This is a genomic window from Cellulomonas sp. CW35, from assembly GCF_052378485.1.
Lineage (GTDB): Bacteria > Actinomycetota > Actinomycetes > Actinomycetales > Cellulomonadaceae > Cellulomonas > Cellulomonas uda.
The window spans coordinates 82832-107789 of the sequence record NZ_CP199000.1 but is presented as its reverse complement, the minus strand read 5'-3'; the positions used below and the strand labels follow the sequence as shown (position 1 = coordinate 107789).

The following is a 24958-nucleotide window of genomic DNA, read 5'->3' as shown; positions in this document are numbered from 1 at the left end:
TGCTCAGGCTCAGCCCCGCCACACCCGGAACAACCCCGGTCTCGGCCGGACCGTCCTCCGCGACCCCGCGGTTGCGCAGGGTCTGGGCGGCGCGAGCCGGAGGGATGGCGGGATCGGCCGCACGATCGGCCGGCGTCGCGGCCGTGACGCCTTCGTCGCCACCCGACCCCAGCCCCCTCAACGGTGCAGGTGCATCCACAGGTCGCGCGCAGCGCCGACCGTCCCGGCCGCGCGACGCGGTGTCCTGTGACCGTGCGGACCATCACACTCCCCGACGACGCCCGGGCGCTCGCGCTCCGGCAGGAGGGGCTGCTCAGCAGCCGCCAGTGCGACGACCTCGGGCTGCGCCGGGACACCCGGAGCCGCCTCGTCGCGGACGGGCGGTGGGCCCGGGTGACACGCGGCGTCTACGACGTGAGCCCGGCGAGCCCGACCACACCCGACGGACGCCGACGACGAGCCGCGTGGCTGGCGATGCTCGCCTACGGTCCGGACGCGGTGGCGGTCGGCGCGAGTGCGCTCGCGCTGCACGGCGTGCGGGGTCTGCCCGCGACGATCCGCCCGGAGGCGGCGCTGCCGGAGGGGTCCGCCCGACGCGCACGCGGCGGCGCCCGTGCCCGGTGCTTCGACCCGGTCGCCACGGTCCCCGTCGGCGACCGACGGATCTCCGGCCTGGCCGACGCCCTCGTCAGGACGCTCCCGGAGCTCCCGCGCCGGAACGGGCTCGCGGTGGTGGACGACGTCCTGCACCGCCGCCTGCTCGAGCCCGACGAGGTCGCGTCGCTGCTCGGCCGGATGGGGCGCCGCCGCGGTGTGCAGCGGGTGCGGACCTGGTGGCCGTACGTCGACGGACGGGCCGAGTCGCCGTTCGAGAGCTTCGCACGCCTCGAGTGCATCGACGAGGGTCTTGCGCCCGACGAGCTGCAGCTCGAGATCCGCCCACCCGACGACGCGGGAGTGGTGCGCGGCGACCTGGCGTGGCGGCTGCGTGGGGGGCGGTGGCTCGTCGTCGAGCTCGACGGGGAGGAGTTCCACACGTCACCGGACGCCGTGCTCGCCGACCGCACGCGCCAGAACCGGATCGCGTCGGTCGGGTGGGTGGACCTGCTGCGCTTCGCGTGGCCGGACCTCGGCACGCTGCGCATCCCGAACCACGTCCGCCGCGCCCTCACCCGCTGACCATCCGGACGAGCAGACCTCGCTGACCCGGACCGCCCCGACCACCCCGAGGTCTGCGCCCCACGTCCGACCGACGAGACCGTCGTAGCTCCGGGTATGGCGCAGCAGAGCCGGCGCAAGCACGGGGTCGGCAGTCCGGTCGACGACGAGACCGTCGTTGCTCCGGCTACCGCGAGCCAGAGCCGGAGCAACCGCAGGGTCGACAGGAGCGGGGTCGACGGGAGCATGGGGGTCGGCAGACGCGCGGGCGACGAGACCGTCGCAGTCCGGTCGACGACGAGACCGTCGTTGCTCCGGCTACCGCGGGCCAGAGCCGGAGCAACCGCAGGGTCGGCGGGAGCGCGAAGTCGATGGGAGCGCGAGGTCGACGGGAGGACGGGGTCGACGGGAGGACGGGGTCGACGGGAGGACGGGGTCGACGGGAGGACGGTCGGCAGACGCGCGAGCGACGAGACCGTCGTTGCGCCAGGTATGGGGCAGCAGAGCCGGAGGAACGACGGGGTCGGCAGTCCGGTCGACGACGAGACCGTCGTTGGTCCGGGTATGGCGCGGCAGAGCCGGAGCAACCGCGGGTCGGGGGTGGGATGAGTCGGGGTGGGGGTCAGGGGGTGGTGGGTCAGGGGGTGGTGGGTCAGGGGGTGGTGGGTCAGGGGGTGGTGGGTCAGGGGGTGGTGGGTCAGGGGGTGGGGGGTCAGGGGGTGGGGGGTCAGGGGGTGGTGGGGTTGCGGGCCTCGAGGGACTGGAGCATCGCGTTGTAGGCGTCGAGCTCGGGGTCCTCGTCGCGCGTGCGGCGGTCGCGCCGACGTGCGCGGCGGTCGTCGTCCCGGGACCAGGCCAGGGCCACGCCGATGGCGAGCGCGAGCGTGGGGAGCTCGCCGATGCCCCACGTGATCGCACCGCCGGTCTGCTGGTCGGCGATCGCGGACGCGCCCCAGGGGCGGCCGAGCAGGCCGAACCAGTCCGCGACGAGCAGCGACTCGCTCGAGACGAGCGAGACACCGAAGAAGGCGTGGAACGCCATGGTCGCGAACAGCGTGAGCAGCCGCTGCGGGTAGCCCAGGCGCCGGGGGCCGGGGTCGATCCCGACGAGCGAGTTGACGAACAGGTACCCGGCGAGCGAGAAGTGCACGACCATGAACAGGTGCCCAACGCTGCTGCGCAGCGACCACTCGAACAGCCCGGTGTAGTAGAAGAGCAGCATCGACACGACGAAGTTCACCGCGGCGACGACGGGGTGCGCGAAGAACGAGCCGAGGCGGCTGTGCACCAGCACGAGCAGCCACTCGCGGGGTCCGCGGGACACGTCGCCGGCGAGGGCCGCGGAGCGCACGGGCAGGGCGCGCAGCGCGAGCGTGACGGGTGCGGAGAGCGCGATGAACACGGGCACGACCATCGCGAGCACCATGTGCTGGATCATGTGGGCGCTGAACAGCACGTGCCCGTAGGTCGCGGGTCCGCTGTTCGTCGTCCAGCCGAACAGCAGCAGGCCGACGGTCCACGAGGCGGTGCGCGCCCAGGGCCACGCGTCGCCGCGTCGCCGCAGCCGCCGGACCCAGCGCAGGTACACGACGATCCCGGCGACGGTCGCGAACGCGAGCAGCAGGTCCCAGCGCCACTCGGTGAACCACCGCGCGAACGTGGGCTCGGGCGGGAGCGGGTGCCCGGTGACCTGGTAGGCGGGCGTGGGCGCGGCGGGGGGCTCCTCGGGCACGGGCGGCGGGCTCGACGCGAGCGCGACCGCGACACCGGACACGGCGCCCATGACGACGAGCTCGACGAGCACGAGCCGCCAGAACAGGCCCGTCGCACCGAGCCGGGAGGCAGATGCGCCGGCCGACGAGGCCGCGGTGCGGGCGGCGAGCGCGCTCACGGTCCGACGACGGTGCAGCAGCCCCAGCCCGGCGAGCGCGACGAGCAGGGCGACCTTCACCACGAGCAGCACGCCGTACCGGCTGTCGAGCCCGGCGAGCGACCCGATGCGTAGCCATGCGCTCACGAGCCCGGACACGGCCACGGCGGCCACGCACCACCCGGCGATCACGGAGTACCGGGCGACGGCCGGCGCGAGGTCGCGCCCGACGACACGCACGAGCACGGCCAGTGCGGCGAGCGCCCCGATCCACACGGCGGCGCCGACGAGGTGCACGAACAGCGCGGAGGTCGCGAGGTCGTGCCCCGCGGCGCCGGCGGCGTGCCCGAGCTGCGCGAGCTGCCAGAGCGCGACGACGCCGAGCAGCAGGGTCCAGGCGGCGCCCGTGGGGGTGCGCACGACCATGGCGAGCGCGGTGGTGACGGCGGCCAGCACGACGACGGTGCCGAGCGTGCGGCCCAGCTCGATCTGCGTGGCGAACAGCCACAGCTCGTCGCCGAACTGCGGGTCGGTGAGCGAGGTCCCGGCCACGTTCGCGTAGGACAGGACGAGCTGCGCGGTCGCCGCGAGCGTCCACCCGCCCGCGGCCCACGCGGCGACGAGCAGGCTGTGCGGGTAGGCGGCTCCGTCGGCGGCGGGCGTCGCGCGGACGGGGCGGCGGGCGCCGGCGGCGCGCTCCTCGCGCCGGGGCAGGACGCAGACCGCGAGGACGAGCGCGCCGATCGTCGTCGCCGCGAGGACCTCGCCGAGCGTCTCCGCGACGGGCAGCCCCCACCGGACGACGGGTCCGGGGTCCAGCACGAGCGCGGGCAGCGCGGCACCCGAGAACGCGATCCCGACGACGGCCGCGGCGACGGCCACGACGACGAGCACGGTGGTCCGCCACGGCCCGGGCCCGGCGGCACGCCCGACGGACATCACACGTCCCGCCGACCGAGGACCGCACGACCGACGACCGCACGACCGGCCACCACGGGCCGACCGCTCACGCTCCGACGCCTCACGCACTGCACGCCCTCAGGATCCCCCACCCGCGCCGGGGGACCGCCCGCGGAGCACTCCGGTGTGGCGGGGAACACATCCATGGGCAGCGATTGTTGCTCACCGGCAGGTGACGCACAGCCATCCGCCCTAACGTCTCCACCAGCGGCTGCCGACCGGCGGTCGTCGTCACTGCGCACCCGGTCACGAGCCCGCGCAGAGCACGGCAGGAAGTCCCGAGCCACGCACGCGAGCGTCCGGAGGCGCAGATGACCCGCACGACGACCCGACCCGCACCCGCACCCGCACTCGCACTCGCACAGCCGGGTGCCGAGCAGGACGCACCGCATCAGGACACGCCGCACGACGAGCACGCGTACGGCTGTACCGGCTGCCTCGACCGACGCCAGGTCCTGCGCGGCGCGGGCGGCGTGACCCTGGCCGCGGCAGGTGTCGTGGTGCTCGCCGCGTGCGGCGGCACGGCGGACGCCGGCGGCGCGACGACCCCGGGAGCCGACGGGGGCACGGGGTCGGGCGCGGACGGTGCGCTCGCGCAGGTCGCGGACGTGCCCGTCGGGGGTGCGCTCCTCGTCGAGGCCGGCGGGCAGAAGCTGCTGCTCGTGCAGGAGACGGCGGGCACGGTCACGGCGCTGAGCGCGATCTGCACGCACCAGGGGTGCACGGTGCAGCCTGCGGAGGGCGAGCTGGACTGCCCGTGCCACGGCTCGACGTTCCAGCTGGACGGCACGCCTGTCTCGGGTCCGGCGAAGGAGCCGCTGCCGGCGGTCGCGGTGCACGTCAAGGACGGCGCGGTCTTCTCCGGGACGGCGTGAGGTGGCCGGCGGACCGGTGGTCGCCCGGCGCCCGGTGGCCTGGCCCTGGCGGTTGCCGACCGCGCTCGCGGTGGCCGCCTCGGGCGCGGTGCACCTGTACCTGGTGGGCTCGCAGGGGTACGGCGGCGGGACGAGCAACTGGCTCGAGACGGCGTTCTGGCTGCAGGGCGTCGGCGGGCTCGTGCTCGCGGTGCTGGTGCTGGTGTGGCGCTCGCCGCTGCCGCTGCTGGGCGCGGTGGCGTACGGGCTGTCGACGCTCGTCGGGTTCCTGCTCGCGGTGTACCTGCCGAACGGCCTGTTCGGGGTGCAGTCGGTGTGGGGCGGCTGGCCCGAGACGGTGTCGGCGGTCACCGAGGTGCTCGCGGTGGTCGCGGGCGCCGCGGCGCTGCTGGCCGAGCGGCGTCGGCCCGTCTGACCCGTCCGCGGCTGGTGCGCGCCGCTCAGACCGGGCCGTCTCATGTGCCGGGCCCGGTTTGGCCGTTCGGTCCCCTCTCGTCGAGGGTCTCGACGTCATGACCACCACCTCGACCCGCGCGGCCGCCGCTCCCCGGCTCCTCGCGTCGCTCGTCGGGCTCGTCACGCTCGGCTCGGGCTCCCTCCTGGCCGCCTGCTCGTCGTCCCCGGACGGGGCGGACGCGGCCCGCCCGGCGCCGACCGTCACCACGACGGCCCCCGCCGGAGCGGGCACCCCGCCGGCCCCGGAGGCGACGGACGCGGGCCCCGCGGACCCCGCGCAGGCCGCACCCGCGTCGTGCACCGCGATCGAGCTGGTCGAGGGCACCGCCGTGACGAGCGACGCGCTCGCGACGTGCCTGGCCGACCACATGCGCTGGGCCGGCAGCGGGCACGAGGAGATCCGCCTGGCGGACACCACCACGCTCGTCGACTGGGTGCTGACGCCGGACGGCCTGCACGGGGTGCTGGACCGCGACCCGGGCGGCCGTGTCGCGTTCACGCCGGACTGCGGGTGGCAGCAGGACGGGACGGGCTGGGTCGAGGGCGACCCGGGCGGCGACTCCGAGGCCGCGCTGGTCGCGCAGGGCGTCGACATCCTGCGCACGTCCCTCGAGCCGGAGTTCCTCGCCGCGATGATCCGGCTCGCACCGGGCTTCACCGTCGCGGGCCGCGAGGAGGTCGAGCTCGCCGACGGGACGACGACGACGCTGTGGGCGATCCGCGCGGACGCACCGTTCGCGTCGCTCGCGCAGAGCACCACCGACGAGCTCGTCGTGTGGACCGCGACGCCCGGCCCGACCGCGCGGATCGACATCACGTCCACCACCCCGGGGGCGGGTCAGGGCACGTCGACGACGTTCTTCACGCGGTGGGGCCAGCGCCCGGACCTCACCGAGCTCGCGGAGCTCGCCGGCCTGGACCTGGGCGCAGGCTCGTCGCCCGAGCGTCGGGACTGACGGGGTTCAGCCCCAGACGAGGCCCTGCGCCGGGTCGGCGAGCACGGACGCGACGTCCGCGAGCACCCGCGAGCCGAGCTCACCGTCGACGAGGCGGTGGTCGAAGCTCAGCGCGAGCTGCGTGACGGAGCGGACCTTGATCTTGCCCTTGTGCACCCACGGCTGCTCGCGGATCGCGCCGAACGCGAGGATCGCCGCCTCGCCCGGGTTGAGGATCGGCGTCCCCGTGTCGATGCCGAACACCCCGACGTTGGTGATGGTGATCGTGCCGTCGGTCATGTCCGCGGGCGACGTGCGGCCGGCGCGGGCGGTGGAGGTCAGCTCGCCGAGCGCGGCCGCGAGCTCGTGCAGGCCGAGGCGGTGCGCGTCCTTGACGTTCGGCACGACGAGACCGCGCGGCGTGGCCGCCGCGATGCCGAGGTTCACGTAGTGCTTGTAGACGATCTCGCGCGAGTCCTCGTCCCAGCTCGCGTTGATCTCCGGGTGGCGGCGGACCGCGAGCAGCAGGGCCTTCGCGGCGATCAGCAGCGGCGTGACACGCACGTCCGCGAACTCCTTGTCGCCGCGCAGCTTCTCGACGAGCTTCATGGTGCGCGTCACGTCGACCGTGTGGAACACCGTGACGTGCGGCGCCGTGAACGCCGAGGTGACCATGGCCTCCGCGGTGCGCTTGCGGACGGACTTCACCGGGACGCGCGTCTGGCGCCCGTCGGACGACACGGTGCCGGACGCGAGCCACGGCTGGTCGTCGCCCGGGTAGGTCGCGAGCGTGCGGGCCTCGGCCTGTGCGGCGTGCGCGAGCACGTCCTCACGCGTGACGATCCCGCCCGGGCCGGTGGGGGTCAGCGAGTCGAGGTCGACGCCGAGCTCGCGCGCGAGCTTGCGCACGGGGGGCTTGGCGAGCGCGTGCGTGGGGCGTGACGGCGCGGCCACGGGTGTCGCGGCGGGCGCGACGGCCGGTGCCACGGCCGATGCGGCGCCGGCGTCACCCCGCGCGCGGCGCGCCCCGGTGCCCTCGGCGAGCCCGTACCCGACGAGCACCGACTCGCGCGCCTCGGGGGCAGCGGGTCCAGAGGCAGCGGGTCCAGAGGCAGCGGGTCCAGAGGCAGCGGGCTCGGACGCGGCTGCGCGCGCCTCGCGGGCCGCCTCGATCTCGTCCGCACCGCCCGGCTCGACGCCGCTGCGCCGCAGCCCGCCGCCGACGTGCCGGACCGCGCCGGTCGTCGGCGCGGGCTCGTCGGCCCGCGCGGACGCACGCTCGTCGGACGCACGCTCGTCGGACGCGTGCTCGTCGGACGCACCTCCGGGCCCGTCGGCCGGTGCCGTGCCGTCGGGGTCGGTGTCGATCTCGATGATCGGCGTGCCCACGTCCACGGTCGTGCCGGTCTCCACCAGCAGCCGCGTCACCACACCGGCCCACGGGCTCGGCAGGTCCACGAGCGACTTCGCGGTCTCGATCTCGACGATCGTCTGGTTGACCTCGACGGTGTCACCGACGGCGACGAGCCACGTGACGATCTCCGCCTCGGTGAGGCCCTCGCCCGCGTCGGGCAGGGGGAACTGCTGGTACGTCGGCACGTGAGGTCTCCTGGGGGTCAGAACGCGAGCGCGCGGTCCACGGCGTCGAGCACGCGGTCCAGGCCGGGCAGGTAGTCGTGCTCGATCTTCGCGACGGGGTACGGCGTGTGGAACCCGCCGACGCGCAGCACGGGGGCCTCGAGGTGGAAGAAGCAGTCCTCGGTGATGCGGGCCGCGACCTCGGCGCCGCTGCCGTAGGTGACGGGTGCCTCGTGCACGACGACGCAGCGGCCGGTGCGGCGCACCGACTCGGCGACGGTCGCGGTGTCGAGCGGCGACAGCGTGCGCAGGTCGACCACCTCGATGCTGGTGCCCTCGGCGGCGGCGGCCTCGGCGGCCTTGACGGCGGTCGCCACGGTCGGGCCGTACGCGACGAGCGTCACGTCGGTGCCGGTCCGCACGACGCGCGCGCGGTCCATGCCGGTCGCGGCGGCGCCGTGCGGCGCGGGGGCGGCGGCGTCGAGGTCGACGTCGCCCTTCTCCCAGTAGCGGCCCTTGGGCTCGAAGAACAGCACGGGGTCGGGCGACGCGACGGCCTGCTGGATCAACGCGTAGGCCTCGGCGGGGCTGGACGGCGTCACCACGCGCAGGCCGGCCGTGTGCGCGAACAGCACCTCGGGCGACTCGCTGTGGTGCTCGACCGCGCCGATCCCGCCGCCGTAGGGCACGCGGATGACGACGGGCAGCTGCAGCGCGCCCTTGGACCGGTAGTGCATCTTGGCGAGCTGCGTCGTGATCTGGTCGTACGCGGGGAAGATGAACCCGTCGAACTGGATCTCGACGACCGGCCGGTAGCCGCGCATGGCGAGCCCGATCGCGGTCCCGACGATGCCCGACTCGGCGAGCGGGGTGTCGACCACGCGGTCCTCGCCGAACTCGGCCTGCAGCCCGTCGGTCACGCGGAAGACGCCGCCGAGCCGCCCGATGTCCTCGCCCATGAGCAGGACCTTCGGGTCGTCGGCGAGCGCGCGCCGCAGGCCGAGCGTGAGGGCCTTGGCGAACGTCAGGCGCTGGGTCCCGGTGGGGACGGGTGCGGCCGACGAGACGGCGCGCGCGGGTGCCGCGGGTGCCGACGAGTCCGCGGGGGCCGCCGGTGCGGACGCCCCGGCCGCCGCGGCGCGGGGCTGCGCGCTGCCGGTCATCGCGTCGAAGATCGTCGTCGTCATCGGTGGCTCCCCTCGCGGGCGTCCAGGAACGAGGACTCGTACGTCTCGAACCACGTGCGGTCGGCCTCGACGCCCGCGTGCGGCGTCGCGTAGACGTGCTCGAACATCGACGCGGACGACGGGTGGCCCATGGCGCGCACCGCGGTGCGCAGGTGCTCGCCGAACGCGTCGGCCTCCGCCTGCAGGCCGTCGACGAACGCGGCCGGCAGTGCGCCGCGCGCCTCGAGGTGCGTGCGCAGGCGGTCGATCGGGTCGCGTCGGCGCCAGTGCTCCTCCTGCTCGGAGCTGCGGTAGCGGGACGGGTCGTCGGACGTGGTGTGCGCGCCCATCCGGTAGGTGAACGCCTCGACGAACGTCGGGCCGTCGCCGCGGCGTGCGCGCTCGAGCGCGGCGGCGGTGACGGCGTAGCTGGCGAGCACGTCGTTCCCGTCGACCCGCACCGCGGGGATCCCGAAGCCGGGGGCGCGGGCCGCGATCGGTGCGGCGGCCTGGCGCGTGGTCGGCTCGGAGATCGCCCACTGGTTGTTCTGGCAGAACAGGACGACGGGCGCCTGGTTGACCGCGGCGAACACGAGCGCCTCGCTCACGTCGCCCTGCGAGGTCGCGCCGTCGCCGAAGTACGCGACGACCGCGGTGTCCCGCTCGTCGTCGCCGGTCCCGACGAGGCCGTCGCGCTGCACGCCCATCGCGTAGCCGGTCGCGTGCAGCGCGTGCGAGCCGATGACCAGCGTGTACAGGTGGAAGCCGTGCGCGACCGGGTCCCAGCCGCCGTGGTCGACGCCGCGGAACAGGCGCAGCACCTGCGTGAGCTCGACGCCCCGCACGTGCGCGACGCCGTGCTCGCGGTAGCTCGGGAAGACGTGGTCCTGCGGCTTGAGCGCGCGGCCGGAGCCGACCTGCGCGGCCTCCTGGCCGAGCGCCTGCGCGAACAGCGCGAGCTCGCCCTGGCGCTGCAGCGCGGTGGCCTCGGTGTCGAAGCGGCGGGTCAGCACCATGTCGCGGTACATCGCGCGCAGGTCGTCGTCGGTGAGGTGCGCGACGTACGCGTCGTACTCGGGGTGGCCGACGCGCTCGCCGGACGGCGTGAGGAGCTGGACGAGCCCCTCGTCCGCGAGCGGTCCGCCCTCGACGGCGGGCAGGACGCCGGGGGCCGACGCCCGTGCAGGCGAGGAAAGGGCCGCGGCCCGGCCGTCCGTGGTGGGGACGGGGGCCGCGGCCGACCCGCCGGGGATGGCGGCGGGGGACGAGGGGGCCGCAGGGGCGGCTGCCGAGGCGTACGGGAGGCCGGACGAGCTCACGCGGTTCTCCTTCGCGTGCGGCGGCGGTCGGCCGCTCCGGGACGTCGTGGGGAGGGCGGATCGCCCAACCTACGTCACCGTAGCCTACGCATCCGTAGGTTCCAGGCAACCCCTGCGACAACGATCCGTCGCCCGACTTGTCGCGACCCCACAGCGGCCACCGCACCACCCGGTGCACCACCCGGTGCACCCCCCGGTGCACCACCCGGCGCGAACCCGCTCAGCGCGCGAGCCACTCCGCGGTCGCCCCGAGCAGCAGGTCCGTGGCCTCGCGCTCACCGACGCTCACGCGCACCCCGTCACCCGTGAACGGCCGCACGACGACGCCCGCGCGCGAGCACCGCTCGGCGAGCGCGCTCGCCTGGTCGCCCACCGGCAGCCACACGAAGTTCGCCTGCGAGTCCGGCACCGTCCAGCCCTGCGCGCGCAGCCCGTCGAGCATGCGCGCCCGCTCCTTGACGATCGACTCGACGCGCGCCAGCAGCTCGTCGCGCGCCCGCAGCGACGCGAGCGCCGCGAGCTGAGCGACGTGCGAGACGCCGAACGGCGTGGACGCCGCACGGATCCCCGCGGCGTGCCGGGGCCGCGCGACCGCGTACCCCACGCGCAGGCCCGCGAGCCCGTACGCCTTGGAGAACGTGCGCAGCAGCACCACGTTGCGCCGCGCCTCGAACACCGCGAGGCCGTCGGCGGCCTGCGGGTCGCGCACGAACTCGACGTACGCCTCGTCGAGCACGACGAGCACGTGCTCGGGCACCGCGTCCAGGAACGTCTCGAGCTCGTCGGCGCGCACCGCCGGGCCCGTCGGGTTGTTGGGCGTGCACACCAGCACGACGCGCGTGCGGTCCGTGACCGCGGCCGCGAGCGCGGGCAGGTCGAGCCGCCCGTCGTCGGCCACCGGGACCGGGACGGCCACCGCGCCCGCGAGCGTCACCGCGATGGGGTACGCCTCGAACGAACGCCATGGCAGGACGACCTCGTCGCCCGCCTCGCAGAACGCGGTGAGCACGTGCCCGAGCACCGCGACGGACCCGCAGCCCATGACGACCGACTCCGCCGGGACACCCAGCTGCTGCGCGACGGCCTCGGTGAGCTCGGTCGCGTACATGTCCGGGTAGCGGTTGACGTCGACCGCCGCGTCCGCGATCGCCGCCATGACGGACGGCAGCGGTGGGAACGGGTTCTCGTTCGACGAGAGCTTGAACGCCGCGGCACCGACCGGGGACCGCGCCCCGGGGACGTAGGCGGGCAGCTCGGCGAGGGCACGGCGCAGCACGGGGCGACTCACGGCGCCCAGGATGCCACCGACCGGCGCCTCGCCCGTCGGACGTCCGCGGCCGACCCCCGCCGGCGCGTCAGCCGGTGCGGCCCGGCCGGCCCTTGCCGACCGCCTCGACCAGGGCGTCGAACGCGGGCTTCGGCTCGTAGTCCGCGTCCCACAGCAGCGCGTCGCCGAACCCCTCGAACCACATCGGGATCCACGAGTACCGGTCGGTCACGCCCCACACCGTCAGGCCCAGGCAGCCCTCGACGGCGAGGCACGCGGTCGCGACGCTCGCGTAGTCCTCGGCCTGCTGCGCGAGGGCCTCGTCGCTCGCGGGGCTCTCGACGCGGATGTCGAGCTCGGTGATCCGCACGGTCAGCCCCAGGTCGACGAACCGCTGGATGTTCTCCTGCAGGTCGTCGGGCAGCTTCCCGGCCGTGAGGTGCCCCTGGATGCCGAGGCAGTCGATCGGCACGTCGCGGGCGAGCAGGTCCTCGACGAGCGCGTACACGCCGTCGGACTTCGCGTTGACGCCCTCGATGTCGTAGTCGTTGTAGCAGAGCTGCGCGTCGGGGTCGGCCTCGTGCGCAACCTCGAACGCGTCCGCGATGTAGTCGTCGCCGAGCGTGGCCTGGAACGGCGAGTCGGAGCGGCGCGAGCCGTCCTCGTCGACCGCCTCGTTGACGACGTCCCACGCGAACACCTGCCCGCGGAAGTGCTCGGCCTGGGTGCGGACGTGGTCCTCCATGGCCTCCTGCATGGCGTCCGCGTCGAGCGCCTTGACCCATGCGGGGAGCTGCGAGTGCCACACGAGCGTGTGGCCGTACAGCTTCTTGCCCGTGCTGCGCGCGTACTCGGCGAGGCGGTCCCCCTCGGCGAAGTCCCACTCGTCGTCGGCGGCCTCCGTGGTCTCCCACTTCATGACGTTCTCGGCGACGACGAGCGAGGCGTGCTTGTCGACGATCTCGCGGTACTCGGGCTCGTCGAGCCGCTCGGGCGCGACCGCGAAGCCGATGTCGAGCGCGCTCCCGCCCGCGATCTCCGCGAGCACGGGCTCGAGCGGGGCCGGCGCGGGCGCGGTGGTCGCGTCGGGGCCGGGGTCGCTGGTGCCGCTGCACGCGGCGAGCGGGAGGGCGACCAGCAGCGGCAGCAGGACGGCGGCGCGGGAGCGGGCGCGGCGCACGGTGGCGCGCGAGCGGCCGGGGCGCGCGGGGACGGCAGGCGACATCGACTCTCCGATCGAGCTTTCGGCGTCGTCGCCGAAACTGCGCCGGATGCTAGCGCGCGAACCCGTGCGCCGTCACGGCCCCGACCCGCGACGCACCTGGCACGATCGACCCATGGCCTTCCTGCTGCGCGTCCTCATCAACGGCGTCGCGATCTGGCTCGCGACCGTGATCCTGTCCGGGCTCGAGATCGTCGGCGCGGACTCCACGGGTCAGAAGATCGGCATCATCGCGCTCATCGCGCTCATCTTCGGGGTCGTCAACGCGGTCGTGAAGCCGATCGTGCAGGTGCTGTCGATCCCGCTCTACATCCTCACGCTCGGGCTGTTCACGCTCGTCGTCAACGCGCTCATGCTGCTGCTCACCGAGTGGGTCACCGAGTTCACCGACTGGGGCCTGCGCATCGACGGGTTCTGGTGGGCCGTCGGCGGCGCGCTGGTCGTCTCGGTCGTCTCGTTCGCGCTGTCGCTCGCCATCCCGGAGAGCCGCCGACGCTGACCGTCCGACGCTGACCCGCCGACGCCGACCCCCCGACGCTGACCCGCCGACGCTGACCCGCGGTCAGTCGCGCACGCGCGTGCGCGGCAGGACCACCGCCGCCACCAGCGCGGCCGCGAGCAGCGCGACCAGCCGCCACGCGTCGCTCGTCACGTCCCGGCCGGCGAGGACGAGCGCGACCACCACGAGCACCTGCGCGGGCAGCTGGACCCGCGCGACCCCCGCGAGCCCGTCCAGCACCACGTCGAGCTCGACGCGCATCCGCCACGTCACGCGCGTCGTCGTCGCGCACGCCCACACCGCGAGGTGCACCAGCAGCACGAGCAGCATCGTCTGCACCACCGACGCGGGCGGTCCGACCAGCACGAACGCGCCCGCCGCGAGCACCGCGAGCCCGACCCGCGCGCCGCCCGGCACGGCCGCGACCAGCGCACCGCCCAGCGCGCTCAGCCCCACCGCGAGCAGCGACACCGGCCCGACCACGGACCACGCGACCAGCAGCATCGCCGCGACGACCGCCGCGCACCCGGCCTGCAGCACCGAGCCGGGCACCGGCCGGACGAGCACCGGCTCCGCCTCGGGCGGCTCCTGACCCTGGAAGAACGCCCCGAACGCGCCCGGGCGCCTCGTCGTCGACCTCATCGCGCCCCCGCCCCCGCCCGCCGCTGCGCGCGCCGCGCGAGGCCCGCGAGCGCGACCTGCGGCTCGTCGCGCCACGTCACGATCTCCACGTCCGCGTCCTCGAGCGCCGCGAGCCGGTCCGTGCGCGCGAGCCGCACGAACCGCAGCGCGAGCAGCTCACGGCGGTCCAGCAGGTGCTCGCGCACGGTCGGCAGCACGTCCACCGCCACCACCCGGTGCCCCGCGGCCCGCCACTGCGCGGCCGCGTGCGCGGCCTGGTCGTCGAGGAACGTCGAGAACACCAGCACGAGCGCCCCCGAGGGGAGCTGCGGTGCGCGCGTGCGGAGCACCGGGTCGCCCTCGGGCCGCGTGAGCGCGAGCGCGTTGCGGATCCGGTCCAGCTGACGGCGGCCACCGCCCGGCGGCAACGGCCGGCGCAGCGCACCCAGGTCGTCGAGGCCCACCCGGTCGCCCTGGTCGAGGTACGCCTGCGCGAGCGAGGAGGCGGCCGTGCGCGCCAGGTCGAGCGACGTCGGGTCGGCGCCGCGCGGGCGCATCCACCCGCCCCACGTGCGCGGGTCGGGGCCGACCTCGTCGCGCGAGTCGACCACGAGCATGACCACGGCCTCCGCGAGCGCGTGCTCGCGCCGCACGTACAGCTCGCGCAGCTGGGGCGAGCGGCGCGCCGTGACCCGCCAGTCGATGCGCCGCAGCCGGTCACCGGGCGTGTAGGGGTGCACGTCGCGCAGCCCACCGCCCTCGCCGGGGCGCCGCGACTCGTGCCCGCCGGACAGGCCGCGCAGGCGCGGCGGCAGGGGCAGCGCCGCGAGCGGACGCACGCCCGGCAGCACGAGCGCCTCACCCGCCGCCGGGTCCGCCGCCTCCGAGACGCTCGCGGCACCCGCGCCGAGCCCCAGCGCGTCGACCTCGGCGACCGTCTGCGGGCCCGTGCGCACGGTGCGCACCACGAACGGCACGTCACGCACGCCGCCGCGCACCGCGACGAGCGCACGCGCGTGCGTGCGGTTCCCGCGCCGCACCCCGAGCGCGACCGCGGCCGTGCCGTCCGGCGCCGTGACCCGCACCGACGTGCTCAGCTCGCCCGGCGTCGTCGTCGCGTCCGTGACCACCTCGACCCGCAGGTCCCCGACCGGCCGCGCCGTCCAGCACCACACCGCCCACACGACGACCGGCGCACCGATCACCGCGAGGTCCGCCCGCCCGGCCCACGCGCCCAGGAGCACGAGCACGAGCCCCACGAGCGCACCCCACGTCACCGCGCGCACCCGCATCCACGCGGGCGCGTCGGGCTGCTCGGCCACGGCGGGCGCGCCGGCCGACGACGAGGGCACCGGACCGGTCATCGCGCGGGGTCCACCCGCCTCGCCGTCGTCGGGCCGGCGACCGCGCGCAGGACCTCCTCGACCACACGCTGGGGCGCGAGGCCCGACGCCCACGCCTGCGGTGTCAGCGACAGCCGGTGCGCGAGAGTCGCGACCGCGACCGCCTTGACGTCCTCCGGCGCCACGAAGTCCCGGCCCGCGAGCACCGCGACCGCCCGCGCGACCAGCACCAGCGCCTGCGACCCGCGCGGCGACGCCCCGACCTCGACCGCCTCGTGCCGGCGCGTGGCCGCGGCGAGGTCCACGCAGTAGCGCAGCACGTCCTCGTCGACCGCGACCGCCTCGACGCCGCGCTGCATCGCGCGCAGCGTCGCCGGGTCCACCACCTGGCGCACGGGCGCGGCCTCCTGCCGCCGCTCGAGCCGCCGCGCGAGCACGTCGACCTCCGCGTCCCGGACCGGGTACCCGACCGCGAGCCGCACCATGAACCGGTCGAGCTGCGCCTCCGGGAGCGGGTACGTGCCCTCGTACTCCACCGGGTTCGACGTCGCGACCACGTGGAACGGCTCCGGCAGCGGCCGCGTCACCCCGTCCACCGTGACCTGGCGCTCCGCCATCGCCTCGAGCAGCGCCGACTGCGTCTTCGGCGCGGTGCGGTTGATCTCGTCCGCCAGCAGCAGACCCGCGAACACCGGACCGGGCCGGAACTCGAACGACGTCGTCGCCGGGTCGAACACCGACGAGCCCGTGATGTCGGAGGGCAGCAGGTCGGGCGTGCACTGCACACGCCGGAAGTCCAGGCCCAGCGCGGTCGCGAGCGAGCGCGCCGCGAGCGTCTTGCCCAGGCCGGGCACGTCCTCGAACAGCACGTGGCCGCTCGCCAGGATCGCCGCGAGCGCCACGGTCAGGGGCTCGCGCATCCCGACGACGGCCGTGGCGACCTCGTCGAGCACGGCCCGGCCGCGCTGCGCGACCTCGGGGACGGACAGCTGCGGGTCGGTCATCGGTTCCTCCCGGAATCGGGGTTCTCGTGGGTCTGCGGGGCAGGCCCGGCGGTGGCGTCGGGCTGCTCGGGCAGCAGCAGGCCGGGGGTGCGGGAGTCGGCCGGGCGCGGGCCGAGCGCCTCGAGCGCGGTGAGCGCGTCCTGCAGCTCGCGCACGGTGGGCAGCGGCGACGAGCGGCGGCGCAGCGTCCCGAGCACGCGGTCCCCGAGCAGCGCGCGCAGCGCGGGCGTGTCGTCGGCCGACGTCAGGTCCAGGCCGTGCCGGGCGAGCCGGACCGCGGCCACGTCCCGCAACCGGCGCATGGCCCGCTCGCCCGCACGCCCGTCGCGGCCCGCCATCGACCACGCGAGGTCCTGCAGGTCACCGCGCGCACCCGCCTGCCGGCGGCGCAGCTCCGTGCCCCACTCCGGCTCGATGCCCACGGACAGCCGGCGGGCGACGACGACGAGCGCCGCGACGCCCACGGCCATGACCACCGACGACCACGTGTCCATCCCCACCGCGTAGGCCACCGCCCCGCCCAGCACCAGGCCGAGCAGCACGCCCCACCAGCGGCGCAGCGCGGCCCGGGCGGTGACGGGCGGCGGCGCGGCGGTCTCGGGCGGGTCGGCCGGCCACGGGGTCCGGGCGGTGCTCACGCGCCCGCCTCGCCGTGCGCGTGCTCGTCGTGCGCGTGCTCGTCGTCATCGTGCTCGTCGTGCGCGTGCTCGTCGTGCGCGTGCTCGTCGTCCGCGTGCTCGTCGCCCGCGTGCTCGTCGCGGCGGTGCCCGACGCCCGCACCGATCGCCTCGAGCGCGCCGCGTGCCCGCGTCACGTCGTCGGGCGTGATCTCGTGCTCCGAGAACCGCGCGGCCAGGTACAGCCCGAGCAGCGCGCGGCTCGCGTCCGCGTCCGCCTGCGTCGCGTCGAGCAGCTCGAGCGTGAACTCCGTCGCGGTCTGCGCCGCCTCGCGCACCACGCCCGAGCCCTCGGCGGCGTCCTCGAGCGCGACCCATGCCGCGATCACCGCGTCACCGGGCGGCACGCGCCGGTCCAGCGCGTCACCCGCCGCCTCGACGCCCTCCGCGAGCGCGGGCCGCACCAGGTCCGCGATGTCGCCGAGCAGCACGTCACCCGGGTCGCTGCGGTCGACGTCCGGCGGGCGGTTCGCGTTCATCCACCGACGCGCCGCCCGCGCGAGGTAGGCACCCAGCACCGCGAGCGCGACCAGCAGCAGCACGAAGAACCCGATCTTCACCCACGTGGCCGTGTCGCCGGCCTGCTGCGCGCCGTCCAGCACCGCGTCGGGCGTCGGCTCCGGCTCGGGGGTGCGGGTGGGCAGGTCGAGGCCGAGGTCGAGGCGGTAGTCGGGGCGCGTCGCGGGCCGCCACGGTCCGGCGAGCGCCGCGGCCAGCACCGCCACGCACACGAGGCCGCCGGCGACGACCGCCACCCGCGTCGCGTCCTGACGTGCCACCGGGCTCCGATCGTCGTGCAGGTCTGTCGTCTCGCACACGTGCCGTGCGCCCGCACCACCGTACTGACCGGTCCGCCCGGTGGGGAGGACCGGCCCGCGCGCTGGGCGGTTCACCCCGGTGTGGGTCGCCCGCGTGCCGCAGGCCCACGACCCGGCCCGTGAGACCACCTGTGACCGGACCTGCGGACCGCACCGCGGACGCGACGACGAGCGTGCGCACCGGCTGGGATGATGGGCGCCATGACCTCCGCCACCCCGGCTCCCGCGCGCGTGAGCCTCGCCGACGTCACCCCCGCGATCGCGCTCGGCCCGCTCGACGGCCGCTACCGCCCCACGGTCGCGCCGCTGGTCGACCACCTGTCGGAGGCCGCGCTCAACCGGGCTCGCGTGCACGTCGAGGTCGAGTGGCTCATCCACCTGACGACGCACCGCGTGGTGCCCGGCGCGCCCGTGCTGAGCGACGCGGAGCAGGCGTACCTGCGCGGCGTGGTGACGACGTTCGGCCCCGACGAGGTCGCCGAGCTCGCCGAGATCGAGCGCGTCACGGTGCACGACGTGAAGGCGGTCGAGTACTTCCTCAAGCGGCGGCTCGAGGCCGCGCCCGGCGTGCTCGGCGAGACGGTGCTGCCGACGGTCGGCGAGCTCGTGCACTTCGCGTGCACCAGCGAGGACGTCAACAACCTGTCGTACGCGCTCATGGTCCGCGGCGCGGTGCAGGAGGTCTGGCTCCCGGCCGCGACCGCGCTGACCGACGAGGTCGCGGCGCTCGCGCGCGAGCACGCGGAGCAGCCCCTGCTGGCCCTCACCCACGGTCAGCCCGCGACGCCCACCACGCTCGGCAAGGAGCTCGCGGTGCTCGCGCACCGCCTGCGCCGCCAGCTGCGCCGCATCGGCGCCGACGAGTTCCTCGGCAAGATCAACGGCGCGACCGGCACGTACGGGGCGCACGTGGTCGCCGTGCCGGGCGCCGACTGGCAGGAGGTCTCGCGCACGTTCGTCGAGCACCTGGGCCTGACGTGGAACCCGCTGACCACGCAGATCGAGTCGCACGACTGGCAGGCCGAGCTGTACGCCGACGTCGCGCGCTTCAACCGCGTGCTGCACAACCTGGCGACCGACGTGTGGACGTACATCTCGCGCGGGGTGTTCATCCAGATCCCCGTGGCGGGTGCGACCGGCTCGTCGACCATGCCGCACAAGGTCAACCCGATCCGGTTCGAGAACGCCGAGGCCAACCTCGAGATCTCGTCGGCCCTGCTCGACACGCTCGCCTCGACCCTGGTCACGTCGCGCCTGCAGCGGGACCTGACGGACTCGACCACGCAGCGCAACATCGGCCCCGCGTTCGGGCACAGCCTCCTGGCGATCGACAACGTCCGCCGGGGCCTGCGCGCCCTGTCGGTGGACGCGGCGCTGCTCGAGCGTGAGCTCGACCAGAACTGGGAGGTGCTCGGCGAGCCCGTGCAGTCCGCGATGCGCGCGGCGTCGGTCGCGGGCGTCACCGGCATGGAGAACCCGTACGAGCGGCTCAAGGAGCTCACGCGCGGGCGCCGGCTCACGGCCGACGACATGCGCGAGTTCATCGGCGGCCTGGGGCTGCCCGCGGACGTGGCCGAGCGGCTCGCGCGGCTCACGCCGGGCACGTACACGGGGCTCGCCGCGGCGCTCGTCGCGCACCTCGACGACTGACCCCGTCGCCCGGCCGGCACATGCGGCCGCGGCACGGCGGTCCGATGTGTGGTGGATTGTGGTGATCGTCACACTTTCGGGGAACGAAACGGTTGCGCGCATGGTCGGCTACCACTTCCGGGTGGGACGACCTGGACATGCGATCGGATTCCTTGCAGAATCGGGCCCGATCCGTCCGAATTACCCGTTCTGATCACCCGTTCTGAGGCCCGGTCCGACCGGGCCCTGACGGGCACCGTCATCCCCCCAGTCGGTAGGCGAGGCCGCCATGACCCTCATGCAGAAGGCGATCACACCCGCGCTCTCTCGGGCTCACCTCGAGGACGGCTACGACCGCATGGCCGGGTACGTCGTGCGTGCCGAGGACGTCGCGTTCGCGACGACGCCCGCGCAGCTCTTCGAGGTCCACGGCCTCGGCTACCCCGGCTCGCCGTTCCGCCCGGACGCGCACTACATCGACCTGCTCCGCTTCGAGTCCGGCCCCCAGCTGCAGTACCGCGACGTCCCCGGGTACATCGTGCCGCTGTGGTGGCTGCGCCACTCGCGCGTCACCCCCGGCGCCGAGCTCGTCCGCGTGTTCGCCGACGGCTCCGCGACGTTGCTCGCCCGCTACGGCGACGTCGGGACCGGCTGGTCCGCCACGCACCTGGGCCACCGGCCGGCGCTCGCGTCGCTGTCCCGCTGCGTCGGGCCCGTCGCCAAGTGGCACAGCGCCTACCTCGAGGCCGACGTGGTCGACGGCGGGCAGACCGTGGTCCTCGCGCTCGCCAACCCGCCGCTCGCCGAGACCGGCTTCCACCAGGCGCCGTCCGGCCGCTGGTTCCGCCGCGTCCCGCGCGAGGACGTCTCCGAGCTGTTCGAGCTCGACCTCACCGCGCGCTGGAACGGGCTCGCCGTGCGCGTCGTCGACCAGTGGCAGGACGCGCAGCGGTACGTCGTCGCGCGCATCTCGCACCTCGGCGACGACCTCGACCACGCCGAGCACCTGCGGCTCGACCGCGTCGAGGCCGGCGTCTACGAGGCCGTGGTCTACGCCGCCGAGCTGACCGACATCCAGACCAACCAGGTCGTGCCCCACACCTGGTCGCCCGGGCCGTCCCGCGCGCTGCGCCGCCCGGTCACCACGCAGTCCTACTGACCCGGCCCGGCACCGAGCAGTTCCAGGAGACCGGTCGAGCCCGAGCGGTCGAGCCAGCCCGGTCCCGCCAGAGCAGTCCCACCGGGCTGGCCGGCTCGCGGCACCCTTCCCCGCCCGAGCCACCGCCACAGAACGGCCGTCCCCCGCGGGACGGCCGTTCGCACGTCTGCTCCTCCCGCTGACACCGCCCTTCCTCCGGCTCTGCGCCACCACACCCAGCGCAACCGCAGGGTCGACGTCCCACCACCCGCCGAGACCGCGGTTGCTCCGGGTACGAGCCGCCGAAGCCGGAGCAGACGCGGGGTCGGCGGAATGGGGACGGGGGTCAGGCGGGGACGGGGACCTGCGGGGGGCTGATCGCCGCGAGCTCGGCGAGGGCGGCCGCGTAGGCGGCCGTGTCCCCGGCGCGCGCGGCCTCGCGGGCACGGACCGTCGGGCCGTGCAGCGCGGCGCGGGTACGTCGGCGCAGGGCCCGGGCCGTGCGCTCGTCGCGCTCGTCGTCGGCCAGCGCGGACAGGGCCGCCTCCAGCCCGCCGAGGACGCGCGACCGCTCCGCGAGCACGGCGGGGTTCCACTCGCGCACGCGGCGCTCGGCCTCGTACGCGGCCGCGGCCTTCCCGACGAGCTCGCGTGCCTCGAGCACGGCACCGTGCTCGGCGGGCGCGTGCTCGGCGACGGTGGTCAGCGACACGAGGCGGACGCCGGGCAGCTCCCGCACGCCCGGGTCGACGTCGTGGCGCAGCGCGAGGTCCACGACCGTGAGCGGGTGCGACGTCGCGGAGCGGGCCTCGGCGAGCGCGTCGACCGTGAGGACGGCGCCGGCCGCACCGGAGCATGCGACCACCAGGTCGACGCAGGCGAGCTCCGCGGCCAGGTCGGCACCCGCGGGCACGGCCGTGACACCGCGTGCGGACGCGAACGTCGTCGCGCGGCCGCTCGGGGAGTAGACGCGCACGTCGCGGCAGCCGCGGGCCTTGAGCGCGGCGAGCGACGCGCCCGCGTACGAGCCGGTGCCGATGAGCACGCACCGCACCTGCGGCCACGCGACCAGGTCGCGCTCGGCGATGTCCAGCGCGACGCCGACGACGGACCGGCCGGCCGCGCCGAGCCCGGTGCGGCCCTCGACCTTGCGCGAGACGCGGGACGCCGCCTGGAACAGGCTCTCGAGCGCGCTCGTCGTCGTGCCGTCCTTGCGGGCCGTCGTGAGCGCACGGCGCACCTGCCCGGCGATCTCGCGCTCCCCGACGACCATCGACTCGAGCCCGCTCGCGACCGCGAACAGGTGCGCGGCCGAGTCGGTGCCCGTGTGCACGGCGAGGTGCTCGGCGACGCGCGTCGGGTCGTAGCCCGAGCGGGCGGCCACGGTCGCGGCGACCGCGGCACGGGCCTCGGGTGCGTGCTCGGCGTCGGCGACGTCGAGGTACAGCTCGAAGCGGTTGCACGTCGCGAGCACGACGGCACCGGCGATCGAGGGCGACGCGCCGACGAGCTCACGGCCCACGGCGTGCACGTCCGAGGAGAGACGCTCGAGCACCCCGAGGTCGAGATCGCGGTGCGACGCGACGAGGGAGAGCAGCACCACGCGCCCGATTCAACCACCCGTCCGACGGTGCCCGGAAATGTCAGGCACAATCGACCCGTGCTTTCTGCTGGTCATCCGCTCGTCGACGGGCGTACGTCACATTCCTCCCTCGTCCGCGCGTATTCGAAAGAGCGCCCCGAGCGCCTTCCGGTGTGGTTCATGCGCCAGGCCGGTCGCTCGCTGCCCGAGTACCGCGCGCTGCGGGTCGGCACCGCGATGCTCGACGCGTGCCTCGACCCGGCCCTCGCGTCCGAGATCACGCTGCAGCCCGTGCGGCGGCACGGCGTGGACGCGGCGATCTTCTTCTCGGACATCGTGGTGCCGCTGCGGCTCGCGGGCGTCGACGTGGAGATCAAGCCGGGGGTCGGGCCCGTCATGGGTGCGCCCGTGCGCACCGCGGACGACGTGGCACGGCTCGCGGAGCTGACGCTGTCCGACGAGGCGCTCGCGCCCGTCACCGAGGGCGTGGCGCGCACGGTCGCCGAGCTCGGGAGCACGCCGCTCATCGGCTTCGCGGGGGCGCCGTTCACGCTCGCCGCGTACCTGGTCGAGGGTGGACCGTCGCGCGACCACCTGGCGGCCCGCGGGCTCATGCACTCCGACCCGTCGACGTGGCGCGCGCTCATGACGTGGGCCGCGGACGTCACGGGCGCGTTCCTGCGGGCCCAGGTGCTCGCGGGGGCGTCCGCCGCGCAGCTGTTCGACTCGTGGGCGGGCGCGCTGTCGCTCGCCGACTACACGGGGCACGTCGCACCCTCGTCGGAGCGCGCGCTGGACGCGGTGCGGGACCTGGGCGTGCGGACCGTGCACTTCGGCACCGGGACGGGCGAGCTGCTCGCGGCGATGCGCGACGTGGGCGCGGACGTCGTCGGCGTGGACTACCGGATCCCGCTCGACGAGGCGTCCCGCCGGCTGGGCGGCACCACGCCGCTGCAGGGCAACATCGACCCCGCGCTGCTCGCGGCGCCGTGGCCGGTGCTCGAGGCGCACGTCCGTGACGTCGTCGAGCGCGGCCGGTCGGCCCCCGCGCACGTGGTGAACCTCGGGCACGGCGTGCCGCCGACCACGGACCCGGCGGTGCTCACGCGCGTCGTCGAGCTGGTCCACTCGCTGTGACCGCCGCCGCCGAGGGTCCGGGGACCGAGCGCGCCGACGAGCGCTGGGACGCCGTGGTCGTCGGCGGTGGGGTCGCGGGTCTGGTAGCGGCGCGTGAGCTGGTGCGCGGCGGGCTGACGCCGCTCGTCGTCGAGGGCCGCGACGCGGTCGGCGGCGCGGTGCGCGGGCACGTCGTCGCCGGTCTCGAGCTCGACGCGGGCGCGGAGTCGTTCGCGACCCGCGGCGGCACGGTCACCGCGTACCTGGCCGAGCTGGGGATCGCGGACCGCGTGGTCGCGCCGAGCGGGCTCGGCTCGTGGGTGCACCTGCCGTCGGGCGACGGCCCGCTGCCGCAGACGGGCCTGCTCGGCATCCCGTCGCAGCCGTGGGCGCCGGACGTGCGGCGCACGCTCGGGGTGCTCGGCGCGGCGCGCGCGGCGCTCGACCTGGTCCTGCCGGCGCGCGTGGGTGCGGGGGCGACGACGCTCGGCGCGCTCGTGCGGGCGCGCATGGGGGCACGTGTGGTGGACCGGCTGGTACGGCCCGTCGTGGGCGGCGTGCACGCGGCGGAGCCCGACGAGCTCGCGGTGGACGCGGTCGCGCCCGGGCTGCCCGGAGCGCTGCGGACGTCACGGTCGCTCGCGCGCGCGGTGCGCTCGCTGCGTGCCGCGGCGCCCGCGGGCTCGGCGGTGCAGGGGCTCGACGGCGGTGTGCACGTGCTCGTCGACACGCTCGCCGCGCAGGTCACGCAGAGTGGCGGCACGATCCGCACGCGGACGCGGGCGACGGGCGCACGCCCGGCCGACGACGAGCCCGGCACGGTGGTGGTGACGCTCGGCGACGGCAGCAGCGTGCGGACCGGACGGCTCGTCGTCGCGGGCCCGCAGGTCGAGCTGCTCACGCACGTGCTGGACCTCGGCGACGTCGCGCTGGACGAGGGCGCGGACGTGCGGCTCGTGACGCTCGTGCTCGACGCCCCGGCGCTCGACGCCGCGCCGCGCGGCACGGGCGTGCTGGTCGCGCGCGAGGCGGACGACGTGCGCGCGAAGGCGCTGACGCACGCGACGGCGAAGTGGCCGTGGCTGGCCGGGCGCGCGCCTGCCGGACGGCACGTCGTGCGCCTGTCGTACGGCCGGGCCGACGAGTCGGACCCGGCCGAGGGCGCGGGCCGCGCTGCCGGACGCGCCGGGCTCGGCGACACCGACGCGCTCGTCGCGCAGGCGCTCGTGGACGCGTCGGTGCTGCTGGGGGTACCGGTGCGCGACGAGCAGGTGGTGGCGTCGGCGGTGGTGCGCTGGACGCAGGCGCTCCCGCGGCCGAGCGCGCGCCACCGCGAGGCGGTCGCTGCCGTGCGGGCTGCGCTGGACGCGCCGCGGACCGACGGCGCTCGGGTGGTGGCGTGCGGGGCGTGGCTCGCGGGCAACGGGCTCGCGTCGGTGATCCCGGACGCGGTCGCGGCGGGCCGCCGAGCACTGGCGCCGCTGCCGGACTGACGTCCCCGGACGCCCGGTGCCGGGCCGTGCCGTGCGGGGCGGGCCGTGCGGGGCGGTGTCGCGGTCGTCGCCTGTGGCATTGTTCTGACACTTTGTCGGGTCCACGTCACACATTTCTCCGTGGCTGCCGGTGAGGGTGCCTGACAATTCCTGGTGAGCGCGCGAAAAAGCACGACGCGCCATTTTCTGACACTCCGTCATCACGCCCGGACGAGCGCTCGGATTTCGACAT

General features: G+C 75.6%; 21 protein-coding genes. 9 read left to right on the top strand and 12 right to left on the bottom strand.

From position 1 onward, the window contains the following. Window positions 1–252 precede the first annotated feature (252 nt). The gene (locus ACT17Q_RS00485; protein ID WP_444663950.1) at window positions 253–1179 is read left to right on the top strand and encodes a type IV toxin-antitoxin system AbiEi family antitoxin domain-containing protein; all 927 of its coding nucleotides are present in this window, start codon (window positions 253–255) and stop codon (window positions 1177–1179) included. 706 nt (window positions 1180–1885) lie between these two features. Here the strand turns inward: ACT17Q_RS00485 and ACT17Q_RS00480 are convergent. Beyond that, on the bottom strand, window positions 1886–3967 hold the full coding sequence (locus ACT17Q_RS00480) for a cytochrome c oxidase assembly protein (RefSeq protein WP_444663948.1): 2082 nt from the start codon (window positions 3965–3967) through the stop codon (window positions 1886–1888). A gap of 332 nt (window positions 3968–4299) precedes the next feature. Between ACT17Q_RS00480 and ACT17Q_RS00475 the strand changes: the two genes are divergently transcribed. The 3 genes from ACT17Q_RS00475 (at window position 4300) to ACT17Q_RS00465 (ending at window position 6275) form a co-directional block, all read left to right on the top strand. Further along, window positions 4300–4863, top strand: coding sequence for a QcrA and Rieske domain-containing protein (locus tag ACT17Q_RS00475; protein ID WP_444663946.1), 564 nt, complete (start codon window positions 4300–4302; stop codon window positions 4861–4863). A gap of 1 nt (window position 4864) precedes the next feature. Next, the gene (locus tag ACT17Q_RS00470; RefSeq protein WP_444663945.1) at window positions 4865–5278 is read left to right on the top strand and encodes a hypothetical protein; all 414 of its coding nucleotides are present in this window, start codon (window positions 4865–4867) and stop codon (window positions 5276–5278) included. A 97-nt stretch (window positions 5279–5375) separates the two neighbouring features. Then, window positions 5376–6275, top strand: a complete 900-nt coding sequence (locus ACT17Q_RS00465) for a hypothetical protein (protein WP_444663943.1) — start codon at window positions 5376–5378, stop codon at window positions 6273–6275. A gap of 6 nt (window positions 6276–6281) precedes the next feature. Here the strand turns inward: ACT17Q_RS00465 and ACT17Q_RS00460 are convergent, their stop codons facing one another. From ACT17Q_RS00460 to ACT17Q_RS00440, 5 genes are all read right to left on the bottom strand, one after another. Then, a complete protein-coding gene (locus tag ACT17Q_RS00460) occupies window positions 6282–7853 on the bottom strand; it encodes a dihydrolipoamide acetyltransferase family protein (RefSeq protein ID WP_444663941.1) in 1572 nt (523 codons plus the stop codon). 17 nt (window positions 7854–7870) lie between these two features. Further along, window positions 7871–9019, bottom strand: coding sequence for an alpha-ketoacid dehydrogenase subunit beta (locus ACT17Q_RS00455; protein WP_444663939.1), 1149 nt, complete (start codon window positions 9017–9019; stop codon window positions 7871–7873). After that, a complete protein-coding gene (gene pdhA, locus ACT17Q_RS00450) occupies window positions 9016–10158 on the bottom strand; it encodes a pyruvate dehydrogenase (acetyl-transferring) E1 component subunit alpha (protein ID WP_444665418.1) in 1143 nt (380 codons plus the stop codon). The genes ACT17Q_RS00455 and pdhA overlap by 4 nt, the downstream gene beginning before the upstream one ends. Before the next feature lie 379 nt (window positions 10159–10537). Next, window positions 10538–11605: a histidinol-phosphate transaminase gene (hisC, locus tag ACT17Q_RS00445; protein ID WP_444663937.1), complete on the bottom strand. Its 1068-nt coding sequence runs from the start codon at window positions 11603–11605 to the stop codon at window positions 10538–10540. Window positions 11606–11672: 67 nt separating this feature from the next. Further along, window positions 11673–12809: an endo-1,4-beta-xylanase gene (locus ACT17Q_RS00440; protein ID WP_444663935.1), complete on the bottom strand. Its 1137-nt coding sequence runs from the start codon at window positions 12807–12809 to the stop codon at window positions 11673–11675. A gap of 112 nt (window positions 12810–12921) precedes the next feature. Here ACT17Q_RS00440 and ACT17Q_RS00435 point away from each other — a divergent pair, with 112 nt between their 5' ends. Further along, window positions 12922–13305 carry a phage holin family protein gene (locus ACT17Q_RS00435; RefSeq protein WP_094181363.1) on the top strand — a complete coding sequence of 128 codons (384 nt, stop codon included), beginning with the start codon at window positions 12922–12924 and terminating at the stop codon, window positions 13303–13305. Between the two features lie 63 nt (window positions 13306–13368). Here the strand turns inward: ACT17Q_RS00435 and ACT17Q_RS00430 are convergent, their stop codons facing one another. Genes ACT17Q_RS00430 through ACT17Q_RS00410 form a run of 5 tightly spaced genes read right to left on the bottom strand, consistent with a single transcriptional unit; the run spans window position 13369 to window position 17729 of the window. Beyond that, on the bottom strand, window positions 13369–13947 hold the full coding sequence (locus tag ACT17Q_RS00430) for a hypothetical protein (RefSeq protein ID WP_157732629.1): 579 nt from the start codon (window positions 13945–13947) through the stop codon (window positions 13369–13371). Then, window positions 13944–15290, bottom strand: a complete 1347-nt coding sequence (locus ACT17Q_RS00425) for a DUF58 domain-containing protein (protein ID WP_444663932.1) — start codon at window positions 15288–15290, stop codon at window positions 13944–13946. The genes ACT17Q_RS00430 and ACT17Q_RS00425 overlap by 4 nt, the downstream gene beginning before the upstream one ends. Further along, window positions 15287–16273 (bottom strand): AAA family ATPase, encoded by a 987-nt coding sequence (locus ACT17Q_RS00420; RefSeq protein WP_444663930.1) that lies wholly within the window; start codon window positions 16271–16273, stop codon window positions 15287–15289. The genes ACT17Q_RS00425 and ACT17Q_RS00420 overlap by 4 nt, the downstream gene beginning before the upstream one ends. After that, on the bottom strand, window positions 16270–16911 hold the full coding sequence (locus ACT17Q_RS00415) for a hypothetical protein (protein WP_141318819.1): 642 nt from the start codon (window positions 16909–16911) through the stop codon (window positions 16270–16272). Before ACT17Q_RS00415 ends, ACT17Q_RS00420 begins: the two co-directional genes overlap by 4 nt. Further along, window positions 16908–17729, bottom strand: a complete 822-nt coding sequence (locus tag ACT17Q_RS00410; RefSeq protein ID WP_444663928.1) for a DUF4129 domain-containing protein — start codon at window positions 17727–17729, stop codon at window positions 16908–16910. Before ACT17Q_RS00410 ends, ACT17Q_RS00415 begins: the two co-directional genes overlap by 4 nt. Before the next feature lie 240 nt (window positions 17730–17969). On the opposite strand from ACT17Q_RS00410, the gene purB reads away from it, so the two are divergent. Further along, window positions 17970–19418: an adenylosuccinate lyase gene (purB, locus tag ACT17Q_RS00405; protein WP_268530468.1), complete on the top strand. Its 1449-nt coding sequence runs from the start codon at window positions 17970–17972 to the stop codon at window positions 19416–19418. 268 nt (window positions 19419–19686) lie between these two features. After that, window positions 19687–20556, top strand: coding sequence for a hypothetical protein (locus tag ACT17Q_RS00400; protein ID WP_094181369.1), 870 nt, complete (start codon window positions 19687–19689; stop codon window positions 20554–20556). A 325-nt stretch (window positions 20557–20881) separates the two neighbouring features. On the opposite strand, the gene ACT17Q_RS00395 is transcribed toward ACT17Q_RS00400, so the two are convergent. Further along, the gene (locus tag ACT17Q_RS00395) at window positions 20882–22138 is read right to left on the bottom strand and encodes a glutamyl-tRNA reductase (protein WP_094181370.1); all 1257 of its coding nucleotides are present in this window, start codon (window positions 22136–22138) and stop codon (window positions 20882–20884) included. Between the two features lie 57 nt (window positions 22139–22195). Between ACT17Q_RS00395 and hemE the strand changes: the two genes are divergently transcribed. Both hemE and ACT17Q_RS00385 read left to right on the top strand, forming a co-directional pair. Continuing rightward, the gene (gene hemE / locus ACT17Q_RS00390; RefSeq protein ID WP_444663925.1) at window positions 22196–23254 is read left to right on the top strand and encodes a uroporphyrinogen decarboxylase; all 1059 of its coding nucleotides are present in this window, start codon (window positions 22196–22198) and stop codon (window positions 23252–23254) included. After that, window positions 23251–24726, top strand: a complete 1476-nt coding sequence (locus tag ACT17Q_RS00385) for a protoporphyrinogen/coproporphyrinogen oxidase (RefSeq protein ID WP_444663923.1) — start codon at window positions 23251–23253, stop codon at window positions 24724–24726. Before hemE ends, ACT17Q_RS00385 begins: the two co-directional genes overlap by 4 nt. Window positions 24727–24958: the final 232 nt, after the last annotated feature.